Below are 21,814 nucleotides of genomic sequence, written 5' to 3'. Positions count from 1 at the left end.
CACGTACGGAGGGGCGGACTTTTATTATGGTGATGTAAGAACCCTACTGCTGCGCAGCTGCGTCCGAGATGCCGGTGAGGGCTTCAGCGAAGATGCGCTGCACATCGGTGGGGGAGGACGCCATATGGGCCTCGCCGCCGACGCTCTGGGCGATAGTGGTCAGGGCGTTCATATCCGCGTCCTCAGAGACACCAATCATGATGATGAAGACCGGGTTAGCCGGGTCCTGCTCCGCCTGAATGGTAGAAATCAGTTCTTCCTGGCTAATTGAACCATCATCGATGTTCTCTCCATCGGTCAGCATGATCACTGCGTTTACCGAACCGTAGGCGTAGTTCTCCTTAGCGGAGCGGAAGGCTGCCAAAGTCGTATCGTAGAGAGCCGTGTGCCCGTTGGGGTCAATGGTCGCGGCAATACCCGAGCCAGCCTCCTGTAGGAGCACCCGCTGGGTCTTACCGTCTACAGTTTCTTCAAAGCCGCGCACGGGTACCAGCTCCTGGTAATCAGAAACAGAACCGTCGGGCAGAGTAAGGTCACGGGAGAACTTCCACAGGCCCATAGAATCGCGGGCCGGGAAAAGCTGGGAACCTGCCAGCACAGACTCAACGGTGATATCCATACGGGACTTGTCGGTACCAGCTACCGGCAGCAGCATAGAACCTGACGCATCGAGCACCACCAGAGCGTTCAGCGGCGCAGACTGCAGGGAGTAAGAGGTCCAGACCTGGGTGAGCACATCCTGGTTGCTGGGAGTCAGCGCCGCAAAGCTACCGACGCTGTATTCGCCTTCTAGCTCCTGGCCGTCCGCTGCGCGCAAGCCAGCAGCTGCCAGGGCCTGCTTGCCGTCCTCGCTACCCATGAAGTCGATAATCTGCTGGGCCGCCTCATCGATAGTGGTGTTATTGCTGGAGGACGCCTGGTAGAGGGGGTAGTTGAGAGCAAAAGAGCCGTCGCCGGGCACAGTCGCGGTCAGCCCGGAATCTGCGTGGGCTGAGGCATAGGCTGCGTAGTCAGCCTCGGTGACGATTGCGGCGTCCTTGGTGCCATTATCCACATCGGTCAGCAGCTCGGTAGCGCTCTGAGCGGCTTCAGTAACACCGATGCTCTGGGCACGCAGCGTAGTGCCACCGGTGAGGTCCTCAACGCTAACGGTACCCGCTGACGCCTCAGAGATACCCCCGAGCAGGGCCGCGAAAGCGCCGGGGTCCTCCTTGGGGTCACCCATGCTGACGGTATCTTCAGCCTTGAGAGCTTCGAGCCAGGTGCCGTAGCTGGTGTTATCTTCTGACACGATGACGCCGGGGGTCTGGGCAAGAGACTCAGCAAGGGGAGTTAGGCCGGTGTTGGCTTCGCTCATGGCCAGCTCAGCGCGGGTGGTGGAGTCAGGAATCCAGAGGTTGGTGGTTGCTGTGCCGCTGGTTGACTCGGTGAGTACATCGCTGGCGGTCTTATTGGTGGTGATGTCGAGGGTGATGCAGGTGTCCTCGTCCACGGGCATAGCCTTCAGCGCTGCTGCCATAGGTTCGGTGGTAGCCACGGTGACGGCCTGGGTGGTTGAGCAGGCAGCCGGAACGGTTTGGCCGCTGGTCGTTGACTGTTCCCTATCAGAGGTGATGTTGGTGTAGGCGATAGCGCCGCCGCAGAGCAAAATGATGGCTGCAGCGCCGGTTGCAATCCACTTGCGGCTATTCTTCTTCTGCTTCTCAATACGCTCTTGACGGCGCGATTTGGCGGTGTTCACCATGGGGTGGGTGCCTCTTCCCTAATGCTGTGCGGTGGGGTGTGCGAGCGGGGGTCCCTCAGCAGGTGCGACTGATGAGGTACTCGCATGCGCGGCTAACTACTGCTGGGTAGCGCCGCTGGTTCGCCCTTTAGTGTAGCAAGAAAGGGGCGTTGGTGACGGGGTTTATAGGACGGTGGTGGTGGGCCGCTGTGCTTTAAAATGGGAGGGTGCCGAAAGTCAGTGAAGAGTATATGCGTTCCCGTCGTGCCGAGCTTGTTGAGGCTGCCCGTGCTGTGTTTATGCAGAAAGGGTATCAGCAGGCCTCGATGAGCGAGGTGATTGCAGCCTCGGGCTTATCTGCAGGGGCGATTTATAACCACTTTTCGGGGAAAACCGAGATTATGGCTGCGGCTGCCCGGGTAGATCTCTCTCAGTTTGAGGCGCGCAGCGATGAGCTGCCCTGGGAATTTGTGGAGCGCTGTCTGGTGACCCTGCGGGACGACGAGCAGCTCACGCGTTTTTTAGCGATTACCTGGGGAGAGGCCGTGACGGTACCTGAGGTCGCTGAGGTCGTGGACGAACAGTTGGGCTTCTTGCGCTCCCGCGTAGTGGCGAGCTACCGGGTCTGGGCTGAGACCGAACTCGATTTTTCCCCCTCGGAGCTAGAAACCTGGTTGCAGATGCTGGGCTCGGCAGTCCTGTCTGTGCTCACCGGCTTTGTGGTGCAGGCCAGCACCGTGCGCGACTTTGACGCCCAAAGCTACTTTGAATTTGCCCGCACCATTTTGCGGCAGGCCTAGCCTCCCTTTTTCCTGCGCGGACGCCGGTGAGCAGCTCACCGGCGTCCGCGCAGCTTAAAAGCGGAGAGGGCAAAAACCTGAAAATTATCTCAAATCTGCCGGGGCAGCGGGCTCTCGCTAGCTAGGTCACATACACTTAAAAGTAGAGTGCGCTCACACGCGCCGCTCGGTTAAAGCATCACGTGATCTTCTGTATCCCCTCGTACAGATAAGCAGAAGAAACTGATCCACCATACTCAAGGAAGTGGCATGACCAACCTTTCACCCAACGTCACCAACCTGCCCCTGGCCGAGGTAGACCCCGAGGTCGCTGAAGCTATCCAGCACGAGCAGGAACGCCAGCAGAACACCCTCGAAATGATTGCTTCAGAGAACTTCGCTCCCCGCGCTGTGCTTGAAGCTCAGGGTTCTGTTCTGACTAACAAGTACGCCGAAGGTTACCCCGGCCGCCGCTACTACGGCGGCTGCGAATTTGTTGACGTGGTGGAGCAGCTTGCTATCGACCGCGCCAAGGCCCTCTTCGGTGCCGACCACGCCAACGTGCAGCCCCACTCTGGCGCCCAGGCGAACAACGCCGTCATGCACGCCCTGCTGACCCCCGGCGACAAGATTATGGGCCTGTCCCTGGCCCACGGTGGTCACCTGACCCACGGTATGAAGCTCAACGTCTCGGGCAAGCTCTACGAGGTTGTTGCCTACGGCGTGGACGAAGAAACCGGCCGCGTGAACATGGACGAGGTCCGCGAACTGGCCCTGGCCGAGAAGCCCAAGGTCATTATCGCCGGCTGGTCGGCCTACACCCGTCAGCTGGACTTCGCTGCCTTCCGCGCTATCGCCGACGAAATCGGTGCCTACCTCTGGGTCGATATGGCCCACTTCGCCGGCCTGGTCGCTGCTGGCCTGCACCCCAACCCCGTCCCCCACGCCCACGTGGTGTCCTCCACCGTCCACAAGACCCTGGCAGGCCCCCGCTCCGGCTTCATCATGTGTGTTGAAGACCTGAAGAAGAAGATCGACTCGGCTGTCTTCCCCGGCCAGCAGGGCGGCCCCCTCATGCACGCTATCGCCGGTAAGGCCACCGCCTTCAAGATTGCTGCTTCCGACATGTTCAAGGACCGCCAGGCCCGCACCCTCGAAGGCGCCAAGATTCTGGCTGACCGCCTGAACCAGGCCGACATGGCAGAGGCCGGCGTTAAGGTCATCTCCGGTGGCACCGACGTTCACCTGGTTCTGGTTGACCTGCGCGACGCCGAAATCAACGGCCGCGAGGCAGAAGACCTGCTGCACGAAGCCGGTATCACCGTCAACCGTAACGCAGTGCCCAACGACCCCCGTCCGCCCATGGTTACCTCCGGCCTGCGCATCGGCACCCCCGCCCTGGCAACCCGCGGCTTCGATGCTGAGGCCTTCACCGAGGTCGCCGATATCATCGCCGAAACCCTCAAGCCCGGCGTCGACGTCGCAGCCCAGCGCGAGCGCGTCACCGCCCTGTGCGAGAAGTTCCCCCTCTACTCCGGTATCGAGGAGTGGTAAACATGCCGCAGATTCTTGACGGCACCGCTACCGCCGCCCAGATTAAGAGCGAACTCGCCGAGCGCGTAGCTACCCTGAAAGAAAAGGGCGTTACCCCCGGTCTGGCGACCGTGCTGGTGGGCGATGACCCCGCCTCCCGCTCCTACGTGGGCGGTAAGCACCGCGACTGCGCTGAGGTTGGTATTGCCTCCATCAAGGTGGAGCTGCCCGAGACCATCAGCCAGGAAGAGCTTGAAGCTGAGCTCGAAAAGCTGAACAACGACCCGGCCTGCACCGGCTACATCGTTCAGCTGCCCCTGCCCAAGCACATCGATACCAATCGCGTTCTTGAGAAGATTGCCCCCGAGAAGGACGCCGACGGCCTGCACCCCATGAACCTGGGTCGCCTCGTCCTCAACGTGGGTGAACCCCTGAACTCGCCCCTGCCCTGCACCCCTAACGGTGTGATTGAGCTGGTGGAACGCCACGGTATCTCCTGGAAGGGTAAGAAGGTTGCTGTGCTGGGCCGCGGTATTACCGTAGGCCGACCCCTGGGTCTGCTGCTGACCCGCAAGGACGTTAACTCCACCGCCACCCTGGTGCACACCGGCACCGAGGACGTCAGCGCAGCCCTGCGCGATGCCGATATCATCGTGGCCGCCGTGGGTGTTGCCCACGCCGTGAAGGCTGACCAGGTCAAGGACGGCGCTATCCTGCTCGATGTTGGTGTCTCCCGTATCGAGGACCCCGAGACCGGCAAGAAGAAGCTGACCGGCGACATCTCACCCGAGGCCGCAGCTAAGGCCAGCTGGTACTCACCTAACCCCGGCGGCGTGGGCCCCATGACCCGCGCTATGCTGCTGGTCAACGTGGTAGAAACCGCAGAACGCCAGGCCGCCTAAGTCTAAGTGTCCACGAGAATCGCCCAGTGCATACCCACAGCGTATGCACTCGGCGATTCTCGTATGCACTCACGGAAAAAGAACTACCTCTTGACCTCTATCTCAAAGTCGTAGCGGTCGCCCCGGTAGAGGGTCTGGGTGCTTTCAACGGGCAGGCCGCGCACGGTGTAGCCCACTTTTTCAACGCGTAAGGCGGCCGCCCCGAGGGGAACCCCCAGCCGGGCTGCTTCTGCCTGGGTCAGGTTGGTTGCTACCACCCGCACGGTTGCGGTTTCCACCTGGAAGCCGGACGCCCGCATCTGGGCATCGAGCGAGGCAGACAGCTCAGGCTCCACATGGGAGAAGGCCTTGGGTAGGAAGTGGGCGGTTTCAAGAGCGATAGGGGAGCCGTCCGCCTGCCGCAGCCGCTGAATCTGAATCACCTTGGCACCGGCGTCCAGATTCAAATCGCGCTGAACCGCCAGCGGCGCCTCGATGAGGTGGCAGGTGAGGGTGAGGGAGTGGGGGCGGTGGCCGCGCGCGGCCATGTCGTCTGTGAAAGAGCGCAAGGACGGCGTCCGCATCGGGTGCTTGCGCGGGGCAACGTAGGTGCCTGACCCCTGCACATGGTAGATAAGACCGGCGTCAGCTAGTTCCCGTAGGGCCCGGCGGACGGTGTCGCGTGAGACGGAGAAGATATCCTGCAGCTGCCGTTCTGTGGGCAGGGGCATGTTCTCATCGGCCGGGCAGATATAGCGCTCTTCGATGAGCCTGGCGACCTGCTGGTACTTCGTTTCACGTGATGAGGGCATCATGTACCCCACTTTACGCTTAAGTTGGGCCTGCGATTCAGCGCGGCCTGGCTTCCTTTGACATAATAGAGGTCATGCAGTCGAACGGTTCAGAAAAAACAGCACAAGAGCAGAACACTAAGGTCGTCCTCATTGGGGCGGGCATCGGCATGGCAATTCTCGTTGCCCTGCTGGCCTGGGCTATCGTCCAGTCAGCCCGCGAAGAGTCGGTGCTGGGTTGGATTCTGGCCGGTATTATCGCAGCCTGGCTGGGTATCGCAGCCTATCTCCTGGTGAACGTCAACCGTACCCTGGTCGCCCAGCGCAAGGCCTACGAGGAGCACGCCGTGAAGCGCGCCGAGTACGAGTCTGATGTGCACACCGAGAAGCTCGCCCACTCTTTCCAGATTTGCCTGGTGCAGTCAAAGGTGATTGCCGAGCAGCTTGAGGTCAACGACGAAAACTCCCGCGACATGATTGATCGCGCTATCGACACCATTAACTTCACCGCTAAGAACGGTATGGAACTGGCCCGTGAAGGGGCCTAAACACAGCGAAGGACGCCCCGTGAGCAAGTCACAGCAGACCACCCCCGAAGAAAACATCAAGGCTAAGATTCCCAACGCGGCAACCGGTGCGCCGCGCGCTTTCTCGGGCGCCCAGCCGTCCGCGGATTCCATGCACCTGGGTAACTACATCGGTGCGGTCAATAACTGGGTTGACCTGCAGAAAGACCACGAGTGCCTCTACTTCATTCCCGATATGCACTCGATTACCGTGCCCCAGGACCCTGCGGTTCTGCTGGAGCGCACCCGCAAGACCGCAGCCCAGTACATCGCAGCCGGTATCGACCCCGAGAAAACCCCGCTTTTCGTGCAGTCGCATGTGCCCGAGCACGCCCAGCTGGCCTGGGTACTTAACTGCATTACCGGCTACGGTGAAGCTGCCCGCATGACCCAGTTCAAGGACAAGGCAGCTAAGCAGGGCGCCGATAACGCCTCGGTGGGTCTCTTCACCTACCCCGTCCTTATGGCAGCAGACATTCTGCTCTACCAGGCCGATGTGGTGCCGGTAGGTGAAGACCAGCGCCAGCACCTGGAGCTGACCCGCAACCTGGCCCAGCGCTTCAACTCCCGTTTCGGTGATACCTTTGTGGTGCCTGAGCCGGTTATTCTCAAAGAGACTGCCAAGATTTACGACCTGCAGACTCCCGACTCCAAGATGAGCAAGTCAGCTACCACCGATAAGGGCATTATCTGGCTGTTGGATGACCCCAAGAAGACCGCCAAGAAGATTAAGTCGGCGGTGACTGACGCGGGCACTGATATCTCTTACGACCGCGAGAACAAGCCCGGTGTTTCTAACCTGCTGTCCATCTACTCGGCAGTGACGGGCAAGGCCATTGACGACATCGTTGCTGAATACGAGGGCAAGATGTACGGCCACCTCAAGGTTGACCTGGCCGAGATTGTGGTTGAGGAGCTATCGCCCATTCGTGAGCGCGCCCTGGAACTCATGGACGACCCTGCGGAGCTAGACCGCCTGCTGGCCATCGGTGCCGGTAAGGCCCGTGAGATTGCCTCTGTGACCGTGAAGAATGTCTATGACGCGGTAGGCTTCCTGCCCGCCCTCTAAGAGTTAGACGCCCTCACCTGGTGGCTTCTTCACCGACCATAGACCCCGACCGCAGGTACCTCAGCATTGTTGCCGAGGTACCTGCGGTGGTGTCTGCGCGCCTGGTCAGCTGGCGGGCGAGCCAGGGCCTCGTAGGCCCCGTCGCAGAAAGCTGCCACATTACGATTTTGATTAGTGAGGACGCCGGCGGCGCCCCTCTGCGCTCCATTGAGCAGGCGGTGACCGGCATCGGCCCCGTGCAGGTGGATCTGGGGTCGGCTGCTACCTTTGAGCCGGTTACCCCCGTAACCTACCTCCCCGTTGTCGCCGGGGCAGATAGGCTCACCCTGATTCATGCAGCCTGCCAGAAGGCGGTAGGGGAGTCCGTATCACCTTTTCCCTACGAGCCGCACCTCACCCTAGCCAACCATGCCCCGGCCCCCGCCCTGGCGGCGTCCTTGCGCGATTTTGCGACCCTACCACCCGCGCTTGCCCATTTCACCGTGAACCGGCTGACGGTCTACCGATTCAGCGCAGGCAGCTGGCAGCAGCTGGGAACAGTAAATCTATAGCAAAAGGCCCTGCTTCTTCGTGTTGTTGAACTAGCCTCCGATCCCACCACTGCGTCGAAGCATTTGCCCATGGGGAGGGAAGGGGTACCAAGTGCATACACCTCCCTTATGGTAGCGACAGTAAAAGAAAACGAACCCGGACGAGACCACCTCAGATTGTTCAACAATTGTTGCAGGTATGGCAGCGAACATACAAATGCATGAACTATCGTCTACCCCAGAACTGTACGAAAGTATATGTGGCAAGCTCTAACGCCTCACTAGAGTTTTTAGTGAAGGCGCAAGAGAAAGAAAAGCGAGGTGTGCAATGAACGGTCTCAAACTCCACGGGATTAGCCGCAGCTTCGGTGACCACAAGGTGCTGCAGGATGTAGATTTTGGCGTCCGTCGCGGTGAAATTGTTGGTTTCATCGGTGGCAACGGCGCAGGTAAAACCACCACCATGCGACTCATTCTAGGAATGCTTAACCCTACCGGCGGGCATATCACCTGGGACGGGAAACCCATCTCAACCGAGAACCGCAGGTCAATCGGTTACATGCCGGAAGAGCGGGGTCTGTACCCTCAGATGAGTGTCAAAGATCAGGTTGTTCACTTTGCTCTACTTGAAGGGAAAACCCTGGGGCAGGCGAAGGAAAAAGCTGACGAACTTATCGCTACACTGGGCCTATCGGGTCGAGAGAAAACCCTCGTCCAAGATTTGTCGCTAGGTAACCAGCAGCGAGTTCAGCTAGCTGTTTCTCTGGTTGGTAACCCAGAACTACTGGTACTTGATGAACCCTTCTCGGGGCTTGACCCCCTAGCTGTAGATACAATGGCTGGTCTTATCCAACAACAGGCAGCCCAGGGCGTGGGCATCCTGTTCTCATCGCATCAGTTGGAGCTTGTTGAGCGCCTATGCGACCGTGTTTGCGTACTTGATCGAGGCAGAGTGATGGCAGATGGTGCTGTCTCTGAGTTGCAAGATACTGATCAGACCCGGTGGGAACTAAAGTTTGATCGCCCGGCCGGAGAATTCGTTGCCGAACTAGCGTTGGTCGCTTCCTTCCATATCGAATTCAAGATGAGCAACCAATCATCAGTTTTCATCACAGTTGATGGACGGGGTGCAACCGTTCCCCAGGGCGTACTAGAAACTGCCATACGATTTGGAGGGCTACGCAGTATTGAGCCTGTGCAACAGTCCTTGGGCGCACTCCTATCGCAGGATTATATTTCGTCGGGCCGCGGTATCACCCCTGCCCGTGAGTCAGAGCTTGAATCGGCAGGTCAGACACGATGAAAGCTAAAGGCATGACCCAGCAGACTACCCAGCATGAAGTAGGTGAAAAATCAGTGAGCACTGCTTACCGTGAAATGTTAATCGTCATTCGACGTGAGGTTCTTACCCGCACCAAGAATAAGACCATCCTGCTAGCCACTGGGCTGCTTGCCCTGACTGTGGGTATTGGAGCAAGTGTTGGCGGTTGGTTCTTGCGGGAGAAAATGGGGGATGCTAGCTTCCAGCTGGATACCCGCCTGCTCTTTGCTACAGCGATGGTGAGTGCTTTGCTCAGCTCTCTTGTGTACTCATCCCAGAGCCTGACCTCTGGTGTTGTTGAAGAGAAGTCATCAAGGGTCGTCGAAATCCTCCTCACCAAAATCGGTGTTGTGCCTTTGTTGGCCGGAAAGATGATCGGTATCGGAGCGATAACGCTGGTCCAGCTACTTCTCATCGGCGGCACTGGCCTGCTGGGTTTCACCCTCGTGGACGGGTGGTCACTGCTGGAGCTTGAAGTAGGTGCAGTTCTTCTATGGTTCCTTGTATGGTTCTTGCTGGGCTACATGATCTTTGCAACCATGAACACGATTCTGGCGTCAACGGTCTCCCGGCAGGAGGACCTGAGTGCCGCAGTGATGCCGCTGTCGGTTTTGCAGATGGTTCTGCTGGTCGTCGCCCTGTATCTTACACCCAACTATCTTGAAGAGACTTGGCTTAAGGGATTGTCCTTCGTCCCGCTTTTCTCTTCCTACCTGATGCCTATTCGCTTTGGTCTGGACGGCGTACAGACCTGGGAAATGGTGACCGCTGCCAGTATCGCTGGGGTAACTATTCCGCTGCTGTTCTGGGTGGCAACCCGTGTATACAGCAACAACGCTTTACGAACCGGCTCTAAGGTTTCGTTGCAACAATCATTTGCCTCAGACAACGGGGCTTAACATCGGGCTTTCTGCCTGATTCATCGTCAAGGGCTACTAGCCCACCATCATTGAAAGGAAAAATAACATGACTGCTTACAAGAACGAGACTACCTACCCCACTACCTCAAAGGGTACCTCAGCGGTTGGCCGTTGGACTCGCAGCATGGCGCTGGCCTTGGTTGGCGGCGGCGTAGGCTATGCGGTAGTAACCCTCTTTTTCTAAGTCGATAGAACTTTACTTGTAGTGGAGAAAATAGCGAAAGCGGAGAGATATTAGAAGTTCTAGAGAACGTAGCAAGGGCAGTTATTAGTATCCCTGAAACTTATAGTAGGACCGAAGTTGAGCAGGTTAAACAGTTTGCTCTCAGTAATCTCAGCCGACCGCGTCTGGCACCCGATAATTTAGCAAGGTTTTTGACGCAGTACAGCGTGATGGGTTGGGGCTTTGATGCTTTACTAGATACACACCGCATCGACAGCCTTAGCCTGGAAAATCTTGCTCCAGCTTTCGCTGAGTTGGCCTACCCGATTGGAGCTGTTCTAGGGATTGACCTTGTTAAAAATAGTAAGTTTATGGATTTACCAGGTTCTTAGGTTAATGAGGTTGTGCTCAATAGCCTTAACCAGAATCTGAACTCTGTCGCGAACCTGCATTTTTTCCATAATTTTCACGAAACGCGCTTTAATTGTGGATTCAGTAACGAAAAGTTCTGCGGCCATCTCTTTATTATTTAGACCGCGCGCGAGAAGCTCAATGACTTCTATTTCTTTCGCGGTAAGAACTGACATGAGTTCTTCGTCGGGAGAAATTTCAGCAGGAACTGACTGCTCAAGCCCCTGCACCACATAGCGGGTAACCTCGGGGGACAGTACTGATCCTCCGTCATGGACGGTGTGGATTGCGCTGGTGACCTCTTCGGGGCGGGAGTCCTTTACCAAGTACCCCGAGGCACCTGCCCGCAAGAGTTCAACAACATAGCGATCAGTCGCAAAGGTGCTCAGCCCCAATATTCTTATGTCGGGGAAAGAATGATGAATATACTGGGTTGCCTCGACACCGTCCATCAGAGGCATCTGCATATCCATCAAAATTACATCTGGCTGTAGGGCCCTTGCCTGTGAAATTGCCAGCTTGCCATTTGAAGCTTCCCCCACCACTTCCAGGCTTTCATCGGAGGAAAGATAATCCTTCAAAATATTACGAATAAGGGATTCATCATCTACGAGGAGGACTTTAACCATGAATGGTTCCTTCACTGTCTGTACAAGCTAGAGAGGCAGCTTAAAAAGCTTTGGTCACTGTTTTAGGCAGGGGAAGGCTCACCTGAATCTTCCACACACCGTGGTCATTTTGATAAGACGATGTTCCACCCAAATCATGAAACCTAGCCTTCATTGATTCTAACCCGGTCAAAGATGAAGAAACGGGTTTGTTATGAGAGATAACGTTCTCTGAGGATAGCGTGACGTTACGCTGATCCACTGTGAGGTCTATTTTTACAGGTCCCTCAGGGGAGCCATGCTTGAGAACGTTGGTCCCTATCTCGCGAGCTGTACGTCTTAGCGCCTGGCGAGATGCCAAAGGAATAAGGCTTACATCCCCATCAACGGTCAGCGTAACAGTAAAGCCTGCATTTTCTAGGGCATCAGATATTTTATGTAAATCGTGAGTCAGGGCTAGAGCCGATGTGGTTTCCCCTGAAAGAGAGGTGTCGCCCAGCAGCAAATTCTCTTCTGTCTGAGGAGCACTGGGCAGCTCGCCTTCAGGCGAGTCATTTTTCTCAGCTCTAAGGACAGTCACTAGCTTGCGAAGATCCTCGAGCGCTTGACTTGCAGAATCCCCAATTCCAGTCAGAATAGCGGCTGTGCTTTCTGGGTCCTTTGCGAACTGTGCACGCCGAGCCTGCATGGCGATAATAGTGACTTCATGCGCAACAATATCGTGTAACTCGTAGGCAAGGCGGGTGCGTTCCTCATTCCGTGCATGGAGCTGGGCTTCCTGAATAGAGATAATCTTTTGCTGGTCTTTTTCCCGCTGAAGCCGGAACCTTCTGAGTACTAGCCCTGTGATGTATGAAAAAACTGCTAATGACGTTGTTATGAACTGAGTATCCAATGTATTTGAACCCCAACCCGGATACACAACAAAAACACACAGGACAATACCGAATGCCACGACCTGACGTTTTGTAGCCAGGTAAGCGCAATACACAGGCACCAGAATTGACGCCGATGAGAACCCAGCCCAGACGAAACTGGAATCGTTATAAAGCACCGTGATGTTGGCAAGAGAAAAATACCAGCCATAAATTCCGGGCATGAGCCCAAAGCCCATCATAAAAACGGGTAGATAGGCAATCGCAATAGCCCATACACGATTCTGGGTATGTGTATTTTCGTAGACCCCCGAAGATAAATCGGCCGCAATAAAAATAAATACCAGGCAGATAAGCAGCCCCCTCAGGTAGGGGCCAAGGGGAAACCACTTCTTGCTGGAAGCACTATGGGGGCTTGTCGTCATAGATTTATGCTACCAAACCCTTTGTGATGCCCCGGAGCACATGAGTGTTAGTCATATATCCCTGTTCTGCAAAGCCAGCCAAAGAAGGTAGGGGGTGCGCTAGCTGCTGAAGTAGATGAGATATGAGTATCAATATTCCGCGGCAAAGAAGCAGCCCGCGCAGGTGAAAAACTGAGGGTAAGAGCAACGGCGATTGAGATAATTGCCAGTGCTTTACTGATGTTCTTCATGGCTCGGAGTCCTTAGTGCTGTGAGTAAAGTTAGACTGTTGTCCTGCTATCTATTGTGGAATATTAGGCTCACGTAAGGGTATACACAAAAGCTCAGAAGTGGATTACCTATTGTTGTACTTAAGTTCAAGGTCTAGAGATTTTGTCTTCTGAACTAGCCTCCGAAAATTGGGCTGAGTTAAATTCTAGACAACCAGGACCCCAAAGGCTTACTCCGATACCCCACCGGAGCCCAGGCCCTTCAGTCGCTCCTGAAAACGATTATTGTTATACCCCAAAAACATACTCATTAACAGCCGTGAAGAACTCCTCAACACCCGCAAAACGCCCCCGTGATACGTCTCAGCATTCAAATGCCCAAAAAAGTTCTCCATCACACCATTGTCATAGCAATTACCCTTGCGTGACAGCGGCATCACTGACCCACACAGCATTAGGCTCCTTGGGAGTGAAGTTACGGTTCGAGAGATTTTCAGCGATACAACTAACCTGCCCCTGATAAGAGCTGTACTTTTTACCTGCCCTGACCTTGTACTTCAGCCCTATCTGGTCCATGAGATTGTAGACGAGCTTGTGATTGACTTTCCATCCTAGGTGGCATAGTTCGGCAAGGACACGGCGGTAACTATACCGCCGTTTCGTTTTCTTAAAGATAGCTATAATGGCTTTCTTCAGCTGAGTATGCACATCAGGATGATTTAGCCGTAACTGGTGGTAGAAGTATGTTGATCAGGCCAAACCTGCTGCTTGAAGTAAATTACTCAGGTGGTGTTCTGACTTGAGGACGGCGATGATTTTGGCCTTTAGCCTCGCTGTTGGTTCCTCAAGTCCCGCAATTTTTTAGGCAGGTGTTTTCTGCTTCTAGTTGCTCAATCCTACGGCGTAGCTTCTCTTCCTCTGCGAGTGTCTTCGGTTTGTTTACTCCCTTGGGGCGTCCTTACGCGATTTTGCGACCCTACCACCCGCGCTTGCCCATTTCACCGTGAACCGGCTGACGGTCTACCGCTTCAGCGCAGGCAGCTGGCAGCAGCTAGGAACAGTAAATCTATAGCAAAAGGCCCTGCTTCTTCGCACCATGAGCGAAGAGGCAGGGCCTTTTGAGTGAGCTGTTTTTAGTGGTCAGAGTCCACTTCGGTGGTGGTGACCAGTTCAGCGGTGCGGGAGATACCGTTGATTTCGTTGGGTACCTCGGGTAGGTCGATGCTGGCAAATACCTCGGCGGTGCCGTCCGCAATCTTCGCTAGGGATACAACGTGCAGCTTCTTGGTGGCGGGGTCGGTGACGTAGGCAGTTTCACCGTCCACCCAGATAGCGGGACGGGGGTCCTGCCAAACTTCGGACTCAGTCCAGGAATCCATGATGTCAACGGAGCCCAGCTCGGTGCCGTCCTCAGCCCAGAAGCGCAGCTTACCGTCGGTTGTCAGCAGCAGGTGGGAGCCTTCGGGGCCGCGGGCCAGTGAACGGAAGGTGTAGGAGACGCCTTCGGGTAGGGCGATTTTAGTGCGTTCCTTGGTGATGGTGTTGATGAGGGCGAACTGTTCGGGGCGTTCGAGCTCGGCGTCCTGGTCGGTTTTGTAGTCGGCAAGCACGATAGCTGAATCAGCTGAGCCGGCCTGGTTGCCGGAGCGGGAGTAGGGATCTTCGGGGTTGGTGACCTTGGTGAAAGTGCCGTTTGCGTAGATGAGGGCGCCGTCCTGGCAGCCGACGGTGAAGGTGTCGTTAGCGGCGATGGCTTCGCCGTGAATGCCGGGGCAGTCGAGGTTTTCGGTGACAACCGAGCCGTCTGCGTTGATGACGGCTGCGCCGGTGCGGGCGTCCTCGGTGCCTACCGATACCAGGTACTGGTTGTTCTCGAGGGGGATAGCCAGGCCGTGGTGGGCGTCGGGCAGGGTAATGGTTTCGGTGCTGACGCTGGTGGCGGTGTACTGGTCAGCACCTGTCAGGTCGGCGGGGGAGTAGACCTCGATGGTGCCGGTGTTGTCGGCGAACATGGCTGAGCGGCCGTAGTCGGTGATGACGTGTCCGGTGCCATCCGCTGCGAAGGACAGGGAGGTGAGGGTGGGGGTGGTGGTGTAGTAGTGGTCGTGGTCGCCGTGGGCCTGGGTCCAGGCGCCCATGTCGAGCATGGTGTAGGAGGCGCCGTCGGCTACGACCAGGTGGCGGTTGTCGCCTGCGGGCTGCAGGCGCAGGAAGCCTTCTTTTTCAATGGTCTCGATGACTTCAAAGGTCTTGCCGTCCACAATCATGATTCCGCCGTCGTAGGTCAGGGCGATGCGGGCTGAGGGGGTGGAGGCTTCGGTGATGGCTGCGCGTTCTGCGGTTGCGGTGGCGCTGGCCTGGTCGCTGCTTGAGGTGGCGGAGGGGGCGGACGCTGCCCCGCAGCCTGCAAGGGCAAGGGCGAGGGTGGCGCTGATGAGGGTGAAAAGAGGACGAGAGGTGTTGTGCATGCCCACCAGTCTAAACTAAATGAGAATCATTTGCATAACGTGAGTGTCAAAAAGGCCCGCACCGGGAAAACGGTGCGGGCCTTTGTGTAACTCTGATGGGCTAGAGCAGGTTGTCCTGGCCCAGTTCTTTCAGGGTGTTCACGGTGTTTTTCACGCTCTGGGCGTCGTCGCGCACGGTGACAAGCAGGGCATCTGCGGTGTCAACGATAACAACATCTTCGATACCGATGACCGAAATCTTACGGCCGGTGTTGTTGACGACGATACCGGTGGATTCTTCGCTGATGACGCTGGACTTGTCGCCCAGTACGAAGAGGTCGTCACCGCTCTTTTCGATGTTGAGGCGGGCTACGGCGTCAAAGTCGCCTACGTCGTCCCAGCTGAAACGACCGGGAACCATGGCTACGTCACCGGCTGCTGCGGCAGGCTCAGCTACTGCATAGTCGATGGCGGTCTTGGGTAGGGTCTCCCAGAGACGGTTCATGCAGGCTTCACGTGCGGGGGTATCCCAGGCGCGGGCGATTTCCATGATGCCGGCGTAGAGCTCGGGCTCATTAGCTTCGAGATGCTGCAGCATGAGGGCAGCAGGGGCCACGAACATGCCGGCGTTCCAGGTGTAGTCGCCGCTGGCTACGTACTCGGTTGCGGTGGCCTCGTTGGGCTTTTCGACGAACTGCTCAACGGCAAGGACGCTGGGGGCGTCTTCCAGCCCCAGATTCTGGGTGGCCTTGATATAACCGAAAGCGGTGGAAGGCTCGGTGGGTTCGATGCCGATGGTGACAATCTTGCCGGAGGCCGCGGCGTGTACGGCCTCGCGTACTACAGCCTGGAATTCTTCGACCGGGCTGATGATGTGGTCAGCGGCGAAGGAGCCAATGATGGCCTCGGGGTCACGCTCGTGCAAAATAGCGCAGGCAAGACCAATGGCTGCTGCAGAGTCGCGAGGTGAGGGTTCGAGTACCAGGTCAGACCCGCGCAGCTCTGAGAGCTGCTGGGTGACGGCGTTGGCGTGGGCTTGCCCGGTGACGACAAGGACGCCGTCAGCTGCAAGATCAACCAAGCGATCGTAGGTAGCACGGAGGAGGGACGAACCTGTCCCGGTCAGGTCAAGCAAAAATTTAGGTTCTACGGCGCGAGAGAGGGGCCATAGGCGGGACCCTACGCCGCCGGCCGGAATGAGGGGGTAGAACCGTTCAAGTGGTGTTCTCATTGTTTCTACAGTGTACCCAGAATTGAAGTCATAATGATGAAATCTTTTCCTTAAACTGTACGGCGCCGGTCACTTTTGACGGAAAACCTCACGGCGGCTTCCGCATAATAACGCCGATAGCTGGCTTAAGGGCATTAAAACCTTGCCTATTTCCCGGAAATACGGGGGTAAGAGATGGTGACACGGTGTAAGTAAGCGGCCCTAAAACCTGCTAATCTTGCTGTTGAGTAGAACACACAATACGTATGTTGCGTGGGCGCACAGATGGGCTCAACCTATCGGTGTGTCGTCTCGCATCACACAGGAGGTTATTCAGTGCCGAATACATCCAAGGGCACGCTGTACCGCGGCCGTGAAGGTATGTGGTCGTGGGTTGCCCACCGCATTACCGGTATCGCCATTTTCTTCTTCTTGCTGGTTCACGTGCTTGATACCGCTGTCGTCCGCGTCTCTCCCGAGGCCTACAACGCCGTCATGCACATCTACAAGAACCCCATCATGGGTCTGGGCGAAGCTGTTCTGGTAGCAGCTATTGTTTACCACGCCTTTAACGGTATCCGCATTATCCTGGTGGACTTCTGGAAGAACGGCGCCAAGAATCAGAAGGCTATGCTCTGGGGCGTCCTGGTGCTCTGGGCCGTCGTCATGGTTCCCTTCCTCGTCCGTCACTTCATGCTCGTCTTTGGGGGTCACTAAGACATGGCAACTCCTCTGAAAACCAAGATTTCGGTTCCCCGCAGCCGCGACAACACTGTTTCGGGCGTCAAGTACAACCGAGCCTCATCTAAGCGCAATAACTTCGAGATGTTCGCCTGGCTCTACATGCGAGTATCCGGTGTTCTGCTGGTCATCCTGATTTTCGGTCACCTCTTCGTCAACCTCATGATGGGCGAGGGCGTCCACCGTATCGACTTCGGCTTCGTCGGCGGCAAGCTGGCTAACCCCTTCTGGCAGGTCTGGGACCTTCTGCTCCTGTGGCTGGCTATGCTCCACGGTGCTAACGGTATCCGCGTCATCATCGATGATTACGCAGAAAAGGATGGCGTGCGCTTTGCCCTGAAGGTCGCCCTCTTCCTAGCCACCGCTTTCGTGATTCTGCTGGGCACCCTGGTCATCTTCACTTTTGATCCCTGCCCCGCCGGTGCATCCGCAGACCTTCTGCCCTCCTTCTGCCCCGCTCCGTAAGCCATTGGCGCTCTAGATTGTAGAAAGAAGCATTCACACAATGCAGGTACATAAGTACGACGTCGTTATCATCGGCGCAGGCGGCGCAGGCATGCGAGCCGCTATTGAAGCTGGCCAGCGCGTCCGCACAGCTGTGCTCACCAAGCTTTACCCCACCCGCTCCCACACCGGCGCAGCTCAGGGTGGCATGTGCGCCGCACTAGCTAACGTTGAAGAGGACAACTGGGAGTGGCATACCTTCGACACCATCAAGGGTGGCGACTACCTGGTAGACCAGGATTCAGCTGAGGTCATGGCTAAGGAAGCCATCGACGCGGTTCTTGACCTGGAAAAGATGGGTCTTCCCTTCAACCGTACCCCCGAGGGGCGTATCGACCAGCGTCGCTTCGGCGGCCATACCCGCGACCACGGTAAGGCCCCTGTGCGCCGCGCCTGCTACGCAGCAGACCGCACCGGCCACATGATTCTGCAGACCCTCTACCAGAACTGCGTCAAGCACAACGTAGAGTTCTACAACGAATACTACGTGCTCGACCTGGTTATGGTTGAGGACGAGGACGGCGTCCGCCGCCCCGCAGGTGTTGTCTCCTACGACCTGGCTACCGGCGACGTCCACGTCTTCCAGGCCAAGAGCGTTATCTTCGCCTCCGGCGGCTGTGGCAAGATCTTCAAGACCACCTCTAACGCCCACACTCTGACCGGTGACGGCATGGCAATTGCCCTGCGCAACGGTATTCCGCTGGAAGACATGGAGTTCGTGCAGTTCCACCCCACCGGTCTTGCAGGCCTGGGCATCCTGGTTTCTGAGGCTGCCCGCGGTGAAGGCGGTATTCTGCGTAACTCCGACGGCGAACGTTTCATGGAACGTTACGCCCCCACCATTAAGGACCTGGCCCCCCGCGATATCGTGGCCCGTTCCATGGCGAACGAAGTTCGTGAAGGCCGAGGCTGTGGCCCCAACAAGGACTACGTCCTTCTGGACCTCACCCACCTCGAGCCCTCCCACATCGACGAGAAGCTTCCCGACATCACCGAGTTCGCTCGCACCTACCTGGGCGTTGAACCCTACACCGAGCCCGTCCCGGTTTTCCCCACCGCCCACTACGCCATGGGTGGCATCCCCACCAACATCAAGGCAGAGGTACACTCCAACTCCGAGGACATCATCCCCGGCCTCTACGCTGCCGGTGAGGTTGCCTGTGTATCGGTCCACGGCTCCAACCGTCTGGGTACCAACTCCCTGCTCGACATCAACGTCTTCGGTAAGCGCGCCGGTATCTACGCGGCAGAATACGCAGCCTCAGCTGATTTCCTACCCGTCCCCGACGACGCAGCAGACGCCACCCTGGAACTGCTCAATCAGATCCGCAACGGCGAAGGCACCGAAAAGGTAGGCCAGCTGCGCAAGGAACTGCAGGACGTCATGGACGCCGACATGCAGGTCTTCCGCACCGAGGCGACCATCCACAACGCCGTCAACAAGATTGTTGAACTCGAAGAGCGTTACAAGAACATCCAGATTCAGGACAAGGGTAAGCGCTTCAACCTCGACCTGCTTGAAGCGGTCGAACTGGGCTTCCTGCTGGAACTGGCCAAGGTCATGTCTGTGGCTGCCCTGCACCGCAAGGAATCCCGCGGCGGTCACTTCCGCGAAGACTACCCCGACCGCGACGACGCCAACTTCATGAAGCACTCAATGGTCTACCTCGATGAGAACGCCGAGATGGAAGGCATCAAGGGCCTGCGCTTCGACACCAAGCCCGTGACCTTCACCCGCTACGAACCGATGGAGCGTAAGTACTAAAATGGCTGATTTTGAAGCACGTGAACCCGAATCCAAGGTTGAGCTGAAGTCTGAGTCAGGCGAAGCGGGCGCTATTCCCACCTTCGACGTGACTGTGCAGGTTCGCCGTTACAACCCCGAAGAGTCAGCAGAAGCCCACTGGGACGAATTCAAGCTGACTATGTACGGCACCGACCGTGTGCTCGATGCCCTGCACAAGATCAAATGGGAGATTGATGGCTCGCTGTCCTTCCGCCGCTCCTGTGCCCACGGTATCTGTGGCTCCGACGCCATGCGCATCAACGGCCGCAACCGCCTGGCCTGCAAGACCCTGCTCAAGGATCTTGACCTGTCCAAGCCCATCACCGTTGAGCCCATCAAGGGTCTGCCCTGCGAGAAGGACCTCATCGTAGACATGGAACCCTTCTTCCAGGCCTACCGCGAGATTATGCCCTTCCTGGTCAACGACACCCACGAGCCGGAGCGCGAGCGCTACCAGTCCCAGGAGGACCGCGCCCGCTTTGACGACACCACCAAGTGCATCCTCTGCGCCGCGTGTACCTCGTCCTGCCCCGTCTTCTGGACCGACGGCCAGTACTTCGGACCCGCAGCTATCGTCAACGCCCACCGCTTCATCTTCGACTCTCGCGATGACGCCGGTGACATGCGTCTTGAGATTCTCAACGATAAGGAAGGCGTCTGGCGCTGCCGCACCACCTTCAACTGCACCGAGGCTTGCCCCCGCGGTATTGAAATTACCAAGGCGATTGCCGAGGTCAAGCAGGCTATCCTGGCCCGCTCCCTCTAAAGGCCGGTAGAAAGTCGCGCTCCACATCCCCTGTGGAGCGCGACTTTTTTGTGCGAGGGGCTACTCTATATACATGTCGTCCTATTCTTTTGCTGCAAGCTCCTTGGATCTGAGCTCACCCTTGTTTGCCCAGCGTCTGCGTACCCTGGTGCCGGAACTGATTGCTTTTCGCCGCGAGGTGCATCAGAACCCTGAGCTGTCGTACCTTGAGAACAAGACGACCGAGCGTATTTTCCGTACCCTTACCGAGGCTGGGCTGGCACCCAAGCATTTGAAGGGTACCGGCTGCTACGTGGATGTGGGCTCTGGCCCGATGGCCGCTGCCCTGCGTGCCGATATCGACGCCCTGCCTATTCAGGAGGAAACCGACCTGCCCTACGCTTCGCAGGTCGATGGCGTCATGCACGCCTGCGGGCACGATATTCACCAGACCGTCATGCTGGGGGCGGCTATTGCCCTGCACCGCCTTCACCAGGAGCTTCCCCTGGGCGGCACCGTGCGCATTATTTTCCAGCCCGCTGAGGAGCAGCTACCCGGTGGGGCCGTGGACGTCATTGCCCAGGGCATCCTCGAGGGTGTGCCCCGCGCCTTCGCCCTGCACTGTGAACCCAAGGTTGACGTGGGTAAAATCGGTACCCGCATCGGTGCAATCACTAGTGCCTCTGACACCATCAAAATTACTCTCAAGGGCCGCGGCGGCCACACCTCCCGCCCGCACCTGACCGAGGACGTCATTTACGCCCTCTCCCAAATCGCGATCAACGTGCCTGCTGTGCTCTCGCGCAAGACGGACGTCCGCTCCGGCGTGCTGGTTGCCTGGGGGCAGATTGAGGCGGGGGTAGCTCCCAACGCTATTCCGTCCACCGCTTTTTTGGCGGGTACCATGCGCTGTCTGGATGCGGACGTCTGGAAGCAGGCCGGTGCCATGCTCGATGAGGTGGTCGATCAGATTGCTGCCCCCTACAACGTAGAGGTTGAGCTTGAGCACTACCGTGGGGTGCCGCCGTCCGTCAATACCGAAGATGAGGTTGCCATGATTGAGGCGGCCTCCCGTGCGGAGCTGGGGGAGGACTCCGTGGTGCTGGTGGAGCAGTCCATGGGCGGGGAAGACTTTGCCTGGATGCTCCAGGAGGTTCCCGGTGCCCTGATTCGTCTGGGCACCCGCGTGCCCGGTGGGGTGACCTACGACCTGCACCGGGGGGATTACGTTCCGGACGAACGCGCGATTGAGTACGGGGTGCAGGTTATGGCCGCGACCGCGCTGCGGGCTATCCGCTCGGAGCTGTCTCGCAGCTAACCTCCGGGAAGTTACCGGCTGGTAACTTTTTTCAGAAAATTTTTTGAGAGGGCAGGACGCCCGCTCCCGCTCCCGGGGGTGGCCTCCTGCCCTCTGTGATTAGCTCAAATACATATTCTGTGTGATTAAACAGCAGGAGCCTGTTGCGCGGTTCACGCTTTTTGAAGTAAATAGGGGGTGAATGGGAAGCTGAATCACACTAAGATGTGTTGTGTTACGCAAATTTTCTCTGAAAGCACCACTCACACACAGTTGGCGT

At 57.3% G+C, this 21,814-nt stretch carries 22 protein-coding genes; 14 read left to right on the top strand and 8 right to left on the bottom strand.

Annotated features, from left to right (window positions below):
• Window positions 1-43 precede the first annotated feature (43 nt).
• Complete coding sequence (locus tag L6758_RS09000) at window positions 44-1,744, bottom strand: substrate-binding domain-containing protein (RefSeq protein WP_237205682.1); 1,701 nt, start codon at window positions 1,742-1,744, stop codon at window positions 44-46.
• Between the two features lie 230 nt (window positions 1,745-1,974).
• Between L6758_RS09000 and L6758_RS08995 the strand changes: the two genes are divergently transcribed.
• The 3 genes from L6758_RS08995 to L6758_RS08985 all read left to right on the top strand — a co-directional run bounded on the left by L6758_RS08995 (window position 1,975) and on the right by L6758_RS08985 (window position 4,937).
• Window positions 1,975-2,523 (top strand): TetR/AcrR family transcriptional regulator, encoded by a 549-nt coding sequence (locus tag L6758_RS08995; protein WP_237205681.1) that lies wholly within the window; start codon window positions 1,975-1,977, stop codon window positions 2,521-2,523.
• Window positions 2,524-2,772: 249 nt separating this feature from the next.
• Complete coding sequence (gene glyA, locus L6758_RS08990) at window positions 2,773-4,056, top strand: serine hydroxymethyltransferase (RefSeq protein ID WP_185173467.1); 1,284 nt, start codon at window positions 2,773-2,775, stop codon at window positions 4,054-4,056.
• A 2-nt stretch (window positions 4,057-4,058) separates the two neighbouring features.
• The gene (locus L6758_RS08985; RefSeq protein ID WP_237198812.1) at window positions 4,059-4,937 is read left to right on the top strand and encodes a bifunctional methylenetetrahydrofolate dehydrogenase/methenyltetrahydrofolate cyclohydrolase; all 879 of its coding nucleotides are present in this window, start codon (window positions 4,059-4,061) and stop codon (window positions 4,935-4,937) included.
• Between the two features lie 83 nt (window positions 4,938-5,020).
• Here the strand turns inward: L6758_RS08985 and L6758_RS08980 are convergent, their stop codons facing one another.
• Window positions 5,021-5,731 (bottom strand): GntR family transcriptional regulator, encoded by a 711-nt coding sequence (locus L6758_RS08980; RefSeq protein ID WP_237205680.1) that lies wholly within the window; start codon window positions 5,729-5,731, stop codon window positions 5,021-5,023.
• 71 nt (window positions 5,732-5,802) lie between these two features.
• Here L6758_RS08980 and L6758_RS08975 point away from each other — a divergent pair, with 71 nt between their 5' ends.
• From L6758_RS08975 to L6758_RS08950, 6 genes are all read left to right on the top strand, one after another.
• Window positions 5,803-6,255, top strand: coding sequence for a hypothetical protein (locus L6758_RS08975; RefSeq protein WP_185173464.1), 453 nt, complete (start codon window positions 5,803-5,805; stop codon window positions 6,253-6,255).
• A 19-nt stretch (window positions 6,256-6,274) separates the two neighbouring features.
• On the top strand, window positions 6,275-7,342 hold the full coding sequence (trpS, locus tag L6758_RS08970; protein WP_237205679.1) for a tryptophan--tRNA ligase: 1,068 nt from the start codon (window positions 6,275-6,277) through the stop codon (window positions 7,340-7,342).
• A 20-nt stretch (window positions 7,343-7,362) separates the two neighbouring features.
• On the top strand, window positions 7,363-7,893 hold the full coding sequence (locus tag L6758_RS08965; protein ID WP_237205678.1) for a 2'-5' RNA ligase family protein: 531 nt from the start codon (window positions 7,363-7,365) through the stop codon (window positions 7,891-7,893).
• A 307-nt stretch (window positions 7,894-8,200) separates the two neighbouring features.
• Window positions 8,201-9,175: an ABC transporter ATP-binding protein gene (locus L6758_RS08960; RefSeq protein WP_237205677.1), complete on the top strand. Its 975-nt coding sequence runs from the start codon at window positions 8,201-8,203 to the stop codon at window positions 9,173-9,175.
• An 11-nt stretch (window positions 9,176-9,186) separates the two neighbouring features.
• Window positions 9,187-10,092: an ABC transporter permease gene (locus tag L6758_RS08955; RefSeq protein ID WP_237205676.1), complete on the top strand. Its 906-nt coding sequence runs from the start codon at window positions 9,187-9,189 to the stop codon at window positions 10,090-10,092.
• 67 nt (window positions 10,093-10,159) lie between these two features.
• On the top strand, window positions 10,160-10,297 hold the full coding sequence (locus tag L6758_RS08950; RefSeq protein ID WP_237205675.1) for a hypothetical protein: 138 nt from the start codon (window positions 10,160-10,162) through the stop codon (window positions 10,295-10,297).
• Between the two features lie 356 nt (window positions 10,298-10,653).
• On the opposite strand, the gene L6758_RS08945 is transcribed toward L6758_RS08950, so the two are convergent.
• The 6 genes from L6758_RS08945 to L6758_RS08925 form a co-directional block, all read right to left on the bottom strand.
• The gene (locus L6758_RS08945; RefSeq protein WP_237205674.1) at window positions 10,654-11,316 is read right to left on the bottom strand and encodes a response regulator; all 663 of its coding nucleotides are present in this window, start codon (window positions 11,314-11,316) and stop codon (window positions 10,654-10,656) included.
• A 40-nt stretch (window positions 11,317-11,356) separates the two neighbouring features.
• On the bottom strand, window positions 11,357-12,595 hold the full coding sequence (locus L6758_RS08940; protein WP_237205673.1) for a sensor histidine kinase: 1,239 nt from the start codon (window positions 12,593-12,595) through the stop codon (window positions 11,357-11,359).
• Window positions 12,596-12,642: 47 nt separating this feature from the next.
• Window positions 12,643-12,825 (bottom strand): hypothetical protein, encoded by a 183-nt coding sequence (locus tag L6758_RS08935; RefSeq protein WP_237218644.1) that lies wholly within the window; start codon window positions 12,823-12,825, stop codon window positions 12,643-12,645.
• Between the two features lie 393 nt (window positions 12,826-13,218).
• On the bottom strand, window positions 13,219-13,512 hold the full coding sequence (locus tag L6758_RS11130; protein WP_369126955.1) for an IS3 family transposase: 294 nt from the start codon (window positions 13,510-13,512) through the stop codon (window positions 13,219-13,221).
• Between the two features lie 425 nt (window positions 13,513-13,937).
• The gene (locus tag L6758_RS08930; protein ID WP_237205672.1) at window positions 13,938-15,272 is read right to left on the bottom strand and encodes a hypothetical protein; all 1,335 of its coding nucleotides are present in this window, start codon (window positions 15,270-15,272) and stop codon (window positions 13,938-13,940) included.
• 100 nt (window positions 15,273-15,372) lie between these two features.
• Window positions 15,373-16,482, bottom strand: a complete 1,110-nt coding sequence (locus L6758_RS08925) for a mannose-1-phosphate guanylyltransferase (RefSeq protein WP_237187243.1) — start codon at window positions 16,480-16,482, stop codon at window positions 15,373-15,375.
• A gap of 315 nt (window positions 16,483-16,797) precedes the next feature.
• Here L6758_RS08925 and sdhC point away from each other — a divergent pair, with 315 nt between their 5' ends.
• The 5 genes from sdhC (at window position 16,798) to L6758_RS08900 (ending at window position 21,555) form a co-directional block, all read left to right on the top strand.
• Window positions 16,798-17,178, top strand: coding sequence for a succinate dehydrogenase, cytochrome b556 subunit (gene sdhC / locus L6758_RS08920; protein WP_237196975.1), 381 nt, complete (start codon window positions 16,798-16,800; stop codon window positions 17,176-17,178).
• A gap of 3 nt (window positions 17,179-17,181) precedes the next feature.
• The gene (locus tag L6758_RS08915; protein ID WP_237205671.1) at window positions 17,182-17,667 is read left to right on the top strand and encodes a succinate dehydrogenase hydrophobic membrane anchor subunit; all 486 of its coding nucleotides are present in this window, start codon (window positions 17,182-17,184) and stop codon (window positions 17,665-17,667) included.
• Between the two features lie 40 nt (window positions 17,668-17,707).
• Window positions 17,708-19,471 (top strand): succinate dehydrogenase flavoprotein subunit, encoded by a 1,764-nt coding sequence (gene sdhA / locus L6758_RS08910; protein WP_135011169.1) that lies wholly within the window; start codon window positions 17,708-17,710, stop codon window positions 19,469-19,471.
• Window position 19,472: 1 nt separating this feature from the next.
• Window positions 19,473-20,258, top strand: coding sequence for a succinate dehydrogenase iron-sulfur subunit (locus L6758_RS08905; protein WP_135011168.1), 786 nt, complete (start codon window positions 19,473-19,475; stop codon window positions 20,256-20,258).
• Window positions 20,259-20,331: 73 nt separating this feature from the next.
• Entirely contained in the window at window positions 20,332-21,555 is a 1,224-nt protein-coding gene (locus L6758_RS08900; RefSeq protein WP_237205670.1) for an amidohydrolase, read from the top strand.
• Window positions 21,556-21,814: the final 259 nt, after the last annotated feature.

It is taken from the genome of Rothia nasimurium (assembly GCF_928382285.1).
GTDB lineage: Bacteria > Actinomycetota > Actinomycetes > Actinomycetales > Micrococcaceae > Rothia > Rothia nasimurium_E.
Note: the sequence above shows the minus strand (reverse complement) of the source record. Positions and strands in the feature narration are given on the sequence as shown.

Excerpts from the sequence above, each read along its gene's own strand:
- L6758_RS09000 (WP_237205682.1), bottom strand. The coding sequence starts at position 1,744 with ATGGTGAACACCGCCAAATCGCGCCGTCAAGAGCGTATTGAGAAGCAG.
- L6758_RS08995 (WP_237205681.1), top strand. The coding sequence starts at position 1,975 with ATGCGTTCCCGTCGTGCCGAGCTTGTTGAGGCTGCCCGTGCTGTGTTT.
- glyA (WP_185173467.1), top strand. The coding sequence starts at position 2,773 with ATGACCAACCTTTCACCCAACGTCACCAACCTGCCCCTGGCCGAGGTA.
- L6758_RS08985 (WP_237198812.1), top strand. The coding sequence starts at position 4,059 with ATGCCGCAGATTCTTGACGGCACCGCTACCGCCGCCCAGATTAAGAGC.
- L6758_RS08980 (WP_237205680.1), bottom strand. The coding sequence starts at position 5,731 with ATGATGCCCTCATCACGTGAAACGAAGTACCAGCAGGTCGCCAGGCTC.
- L6758_RS08975 (WP_185173464.1), top strand. The coding sequence starts at position 5,803 with ATGCAGTCGAACGGTTCAGAAAAAACAGCACAAGAGCAGAACACTAAG.
- L6758_RS08960 (WP_237205677.1), top strand. The coding sequence starts at position 8,201 with ATGAACGGTCTCAAACTCCACGGGATTAGCCGCAGCTTCGGTGACCAC.
- L6758_RS08955 (WP_237205676.1), top strand. The coding sequence starts at position 9,187 with ATGACCCAGCAGACTACCCAGCATGAAGTAGGTGAAAAATCAGTGAGC.
- L6758_RS08950 (WP_237205675.1), top strand. The coding sequence starts at position 10,160 with ATGACTGCTTACAAGAACGAGACTACCTACCCCACTACCTCAAAGGGT.
- L6758_RS08945 (WP_237205674.1), bottom strand. The coding sequence starts at position 11,316 with ATGGTTAAAGTCCTCCTCGTAGATGATGAATCCCTTATTCGTAATATT.
- L6758_RS08940 (WP_237205673.1), bottom strand. The coding sequence starts at position 12,595 with ATGACGACAAGCCCCCATAGTGCTTCCAGCAAGAAGTGGTTTCCCCTT.
- L6758_RS08935 (WP_237218644.1), bottom strand. The coding sequence starts at position 12,825 with ATGAAGAACATCAGTAAAGCACTGGCAATTATCTCAATCGCCGTTGCT.
- L6758_RS08930 (WP_237205672.1), bottom strand. The coding sequence starts at position 15,272 with ATGCACAACACCTCTCGTCCTCTTTTCACCCTCATCAGCGCCACCCTC.
- L6758_RS08925 (WP_237187243.1), bottom strand. The coding sequence starts at position 16,482 with ATGAGAACACCACTTGAACGGTTCTACCCCCTCATTCCGGCCGGCGGC.
- L6758_RS08915 (WP_237205671.1), top strand. The coding sequence starts at position 17,182 with ATGGCAACTCCTCTGAAAACCAAGATTTCGGTTCCCCGCAGCCGCGAC.
- sdhA (WP_135011169.1), top strand. The coding sequence starts at position 17,708 with ATGCAGGTACATAAGTACGACGTCGTTATCATCGGCGCAGGCGGCGCA.
- L6758_RS08905 (WP_135011168.1), top strand. The coding sequence starts at position 19,473 with ATGGCTGATTTTGAAGCACGTGAACCCGAATCCAAGGTTGAGCTGAAG.
- L6758_RS08900 (WP_237205670.1), top strand. The coding sequence starts at position 20,332 with ATGTCGTCCTATTCTTTTGCTGCAAGCTCCTTGGATCTGAGCTCACCC.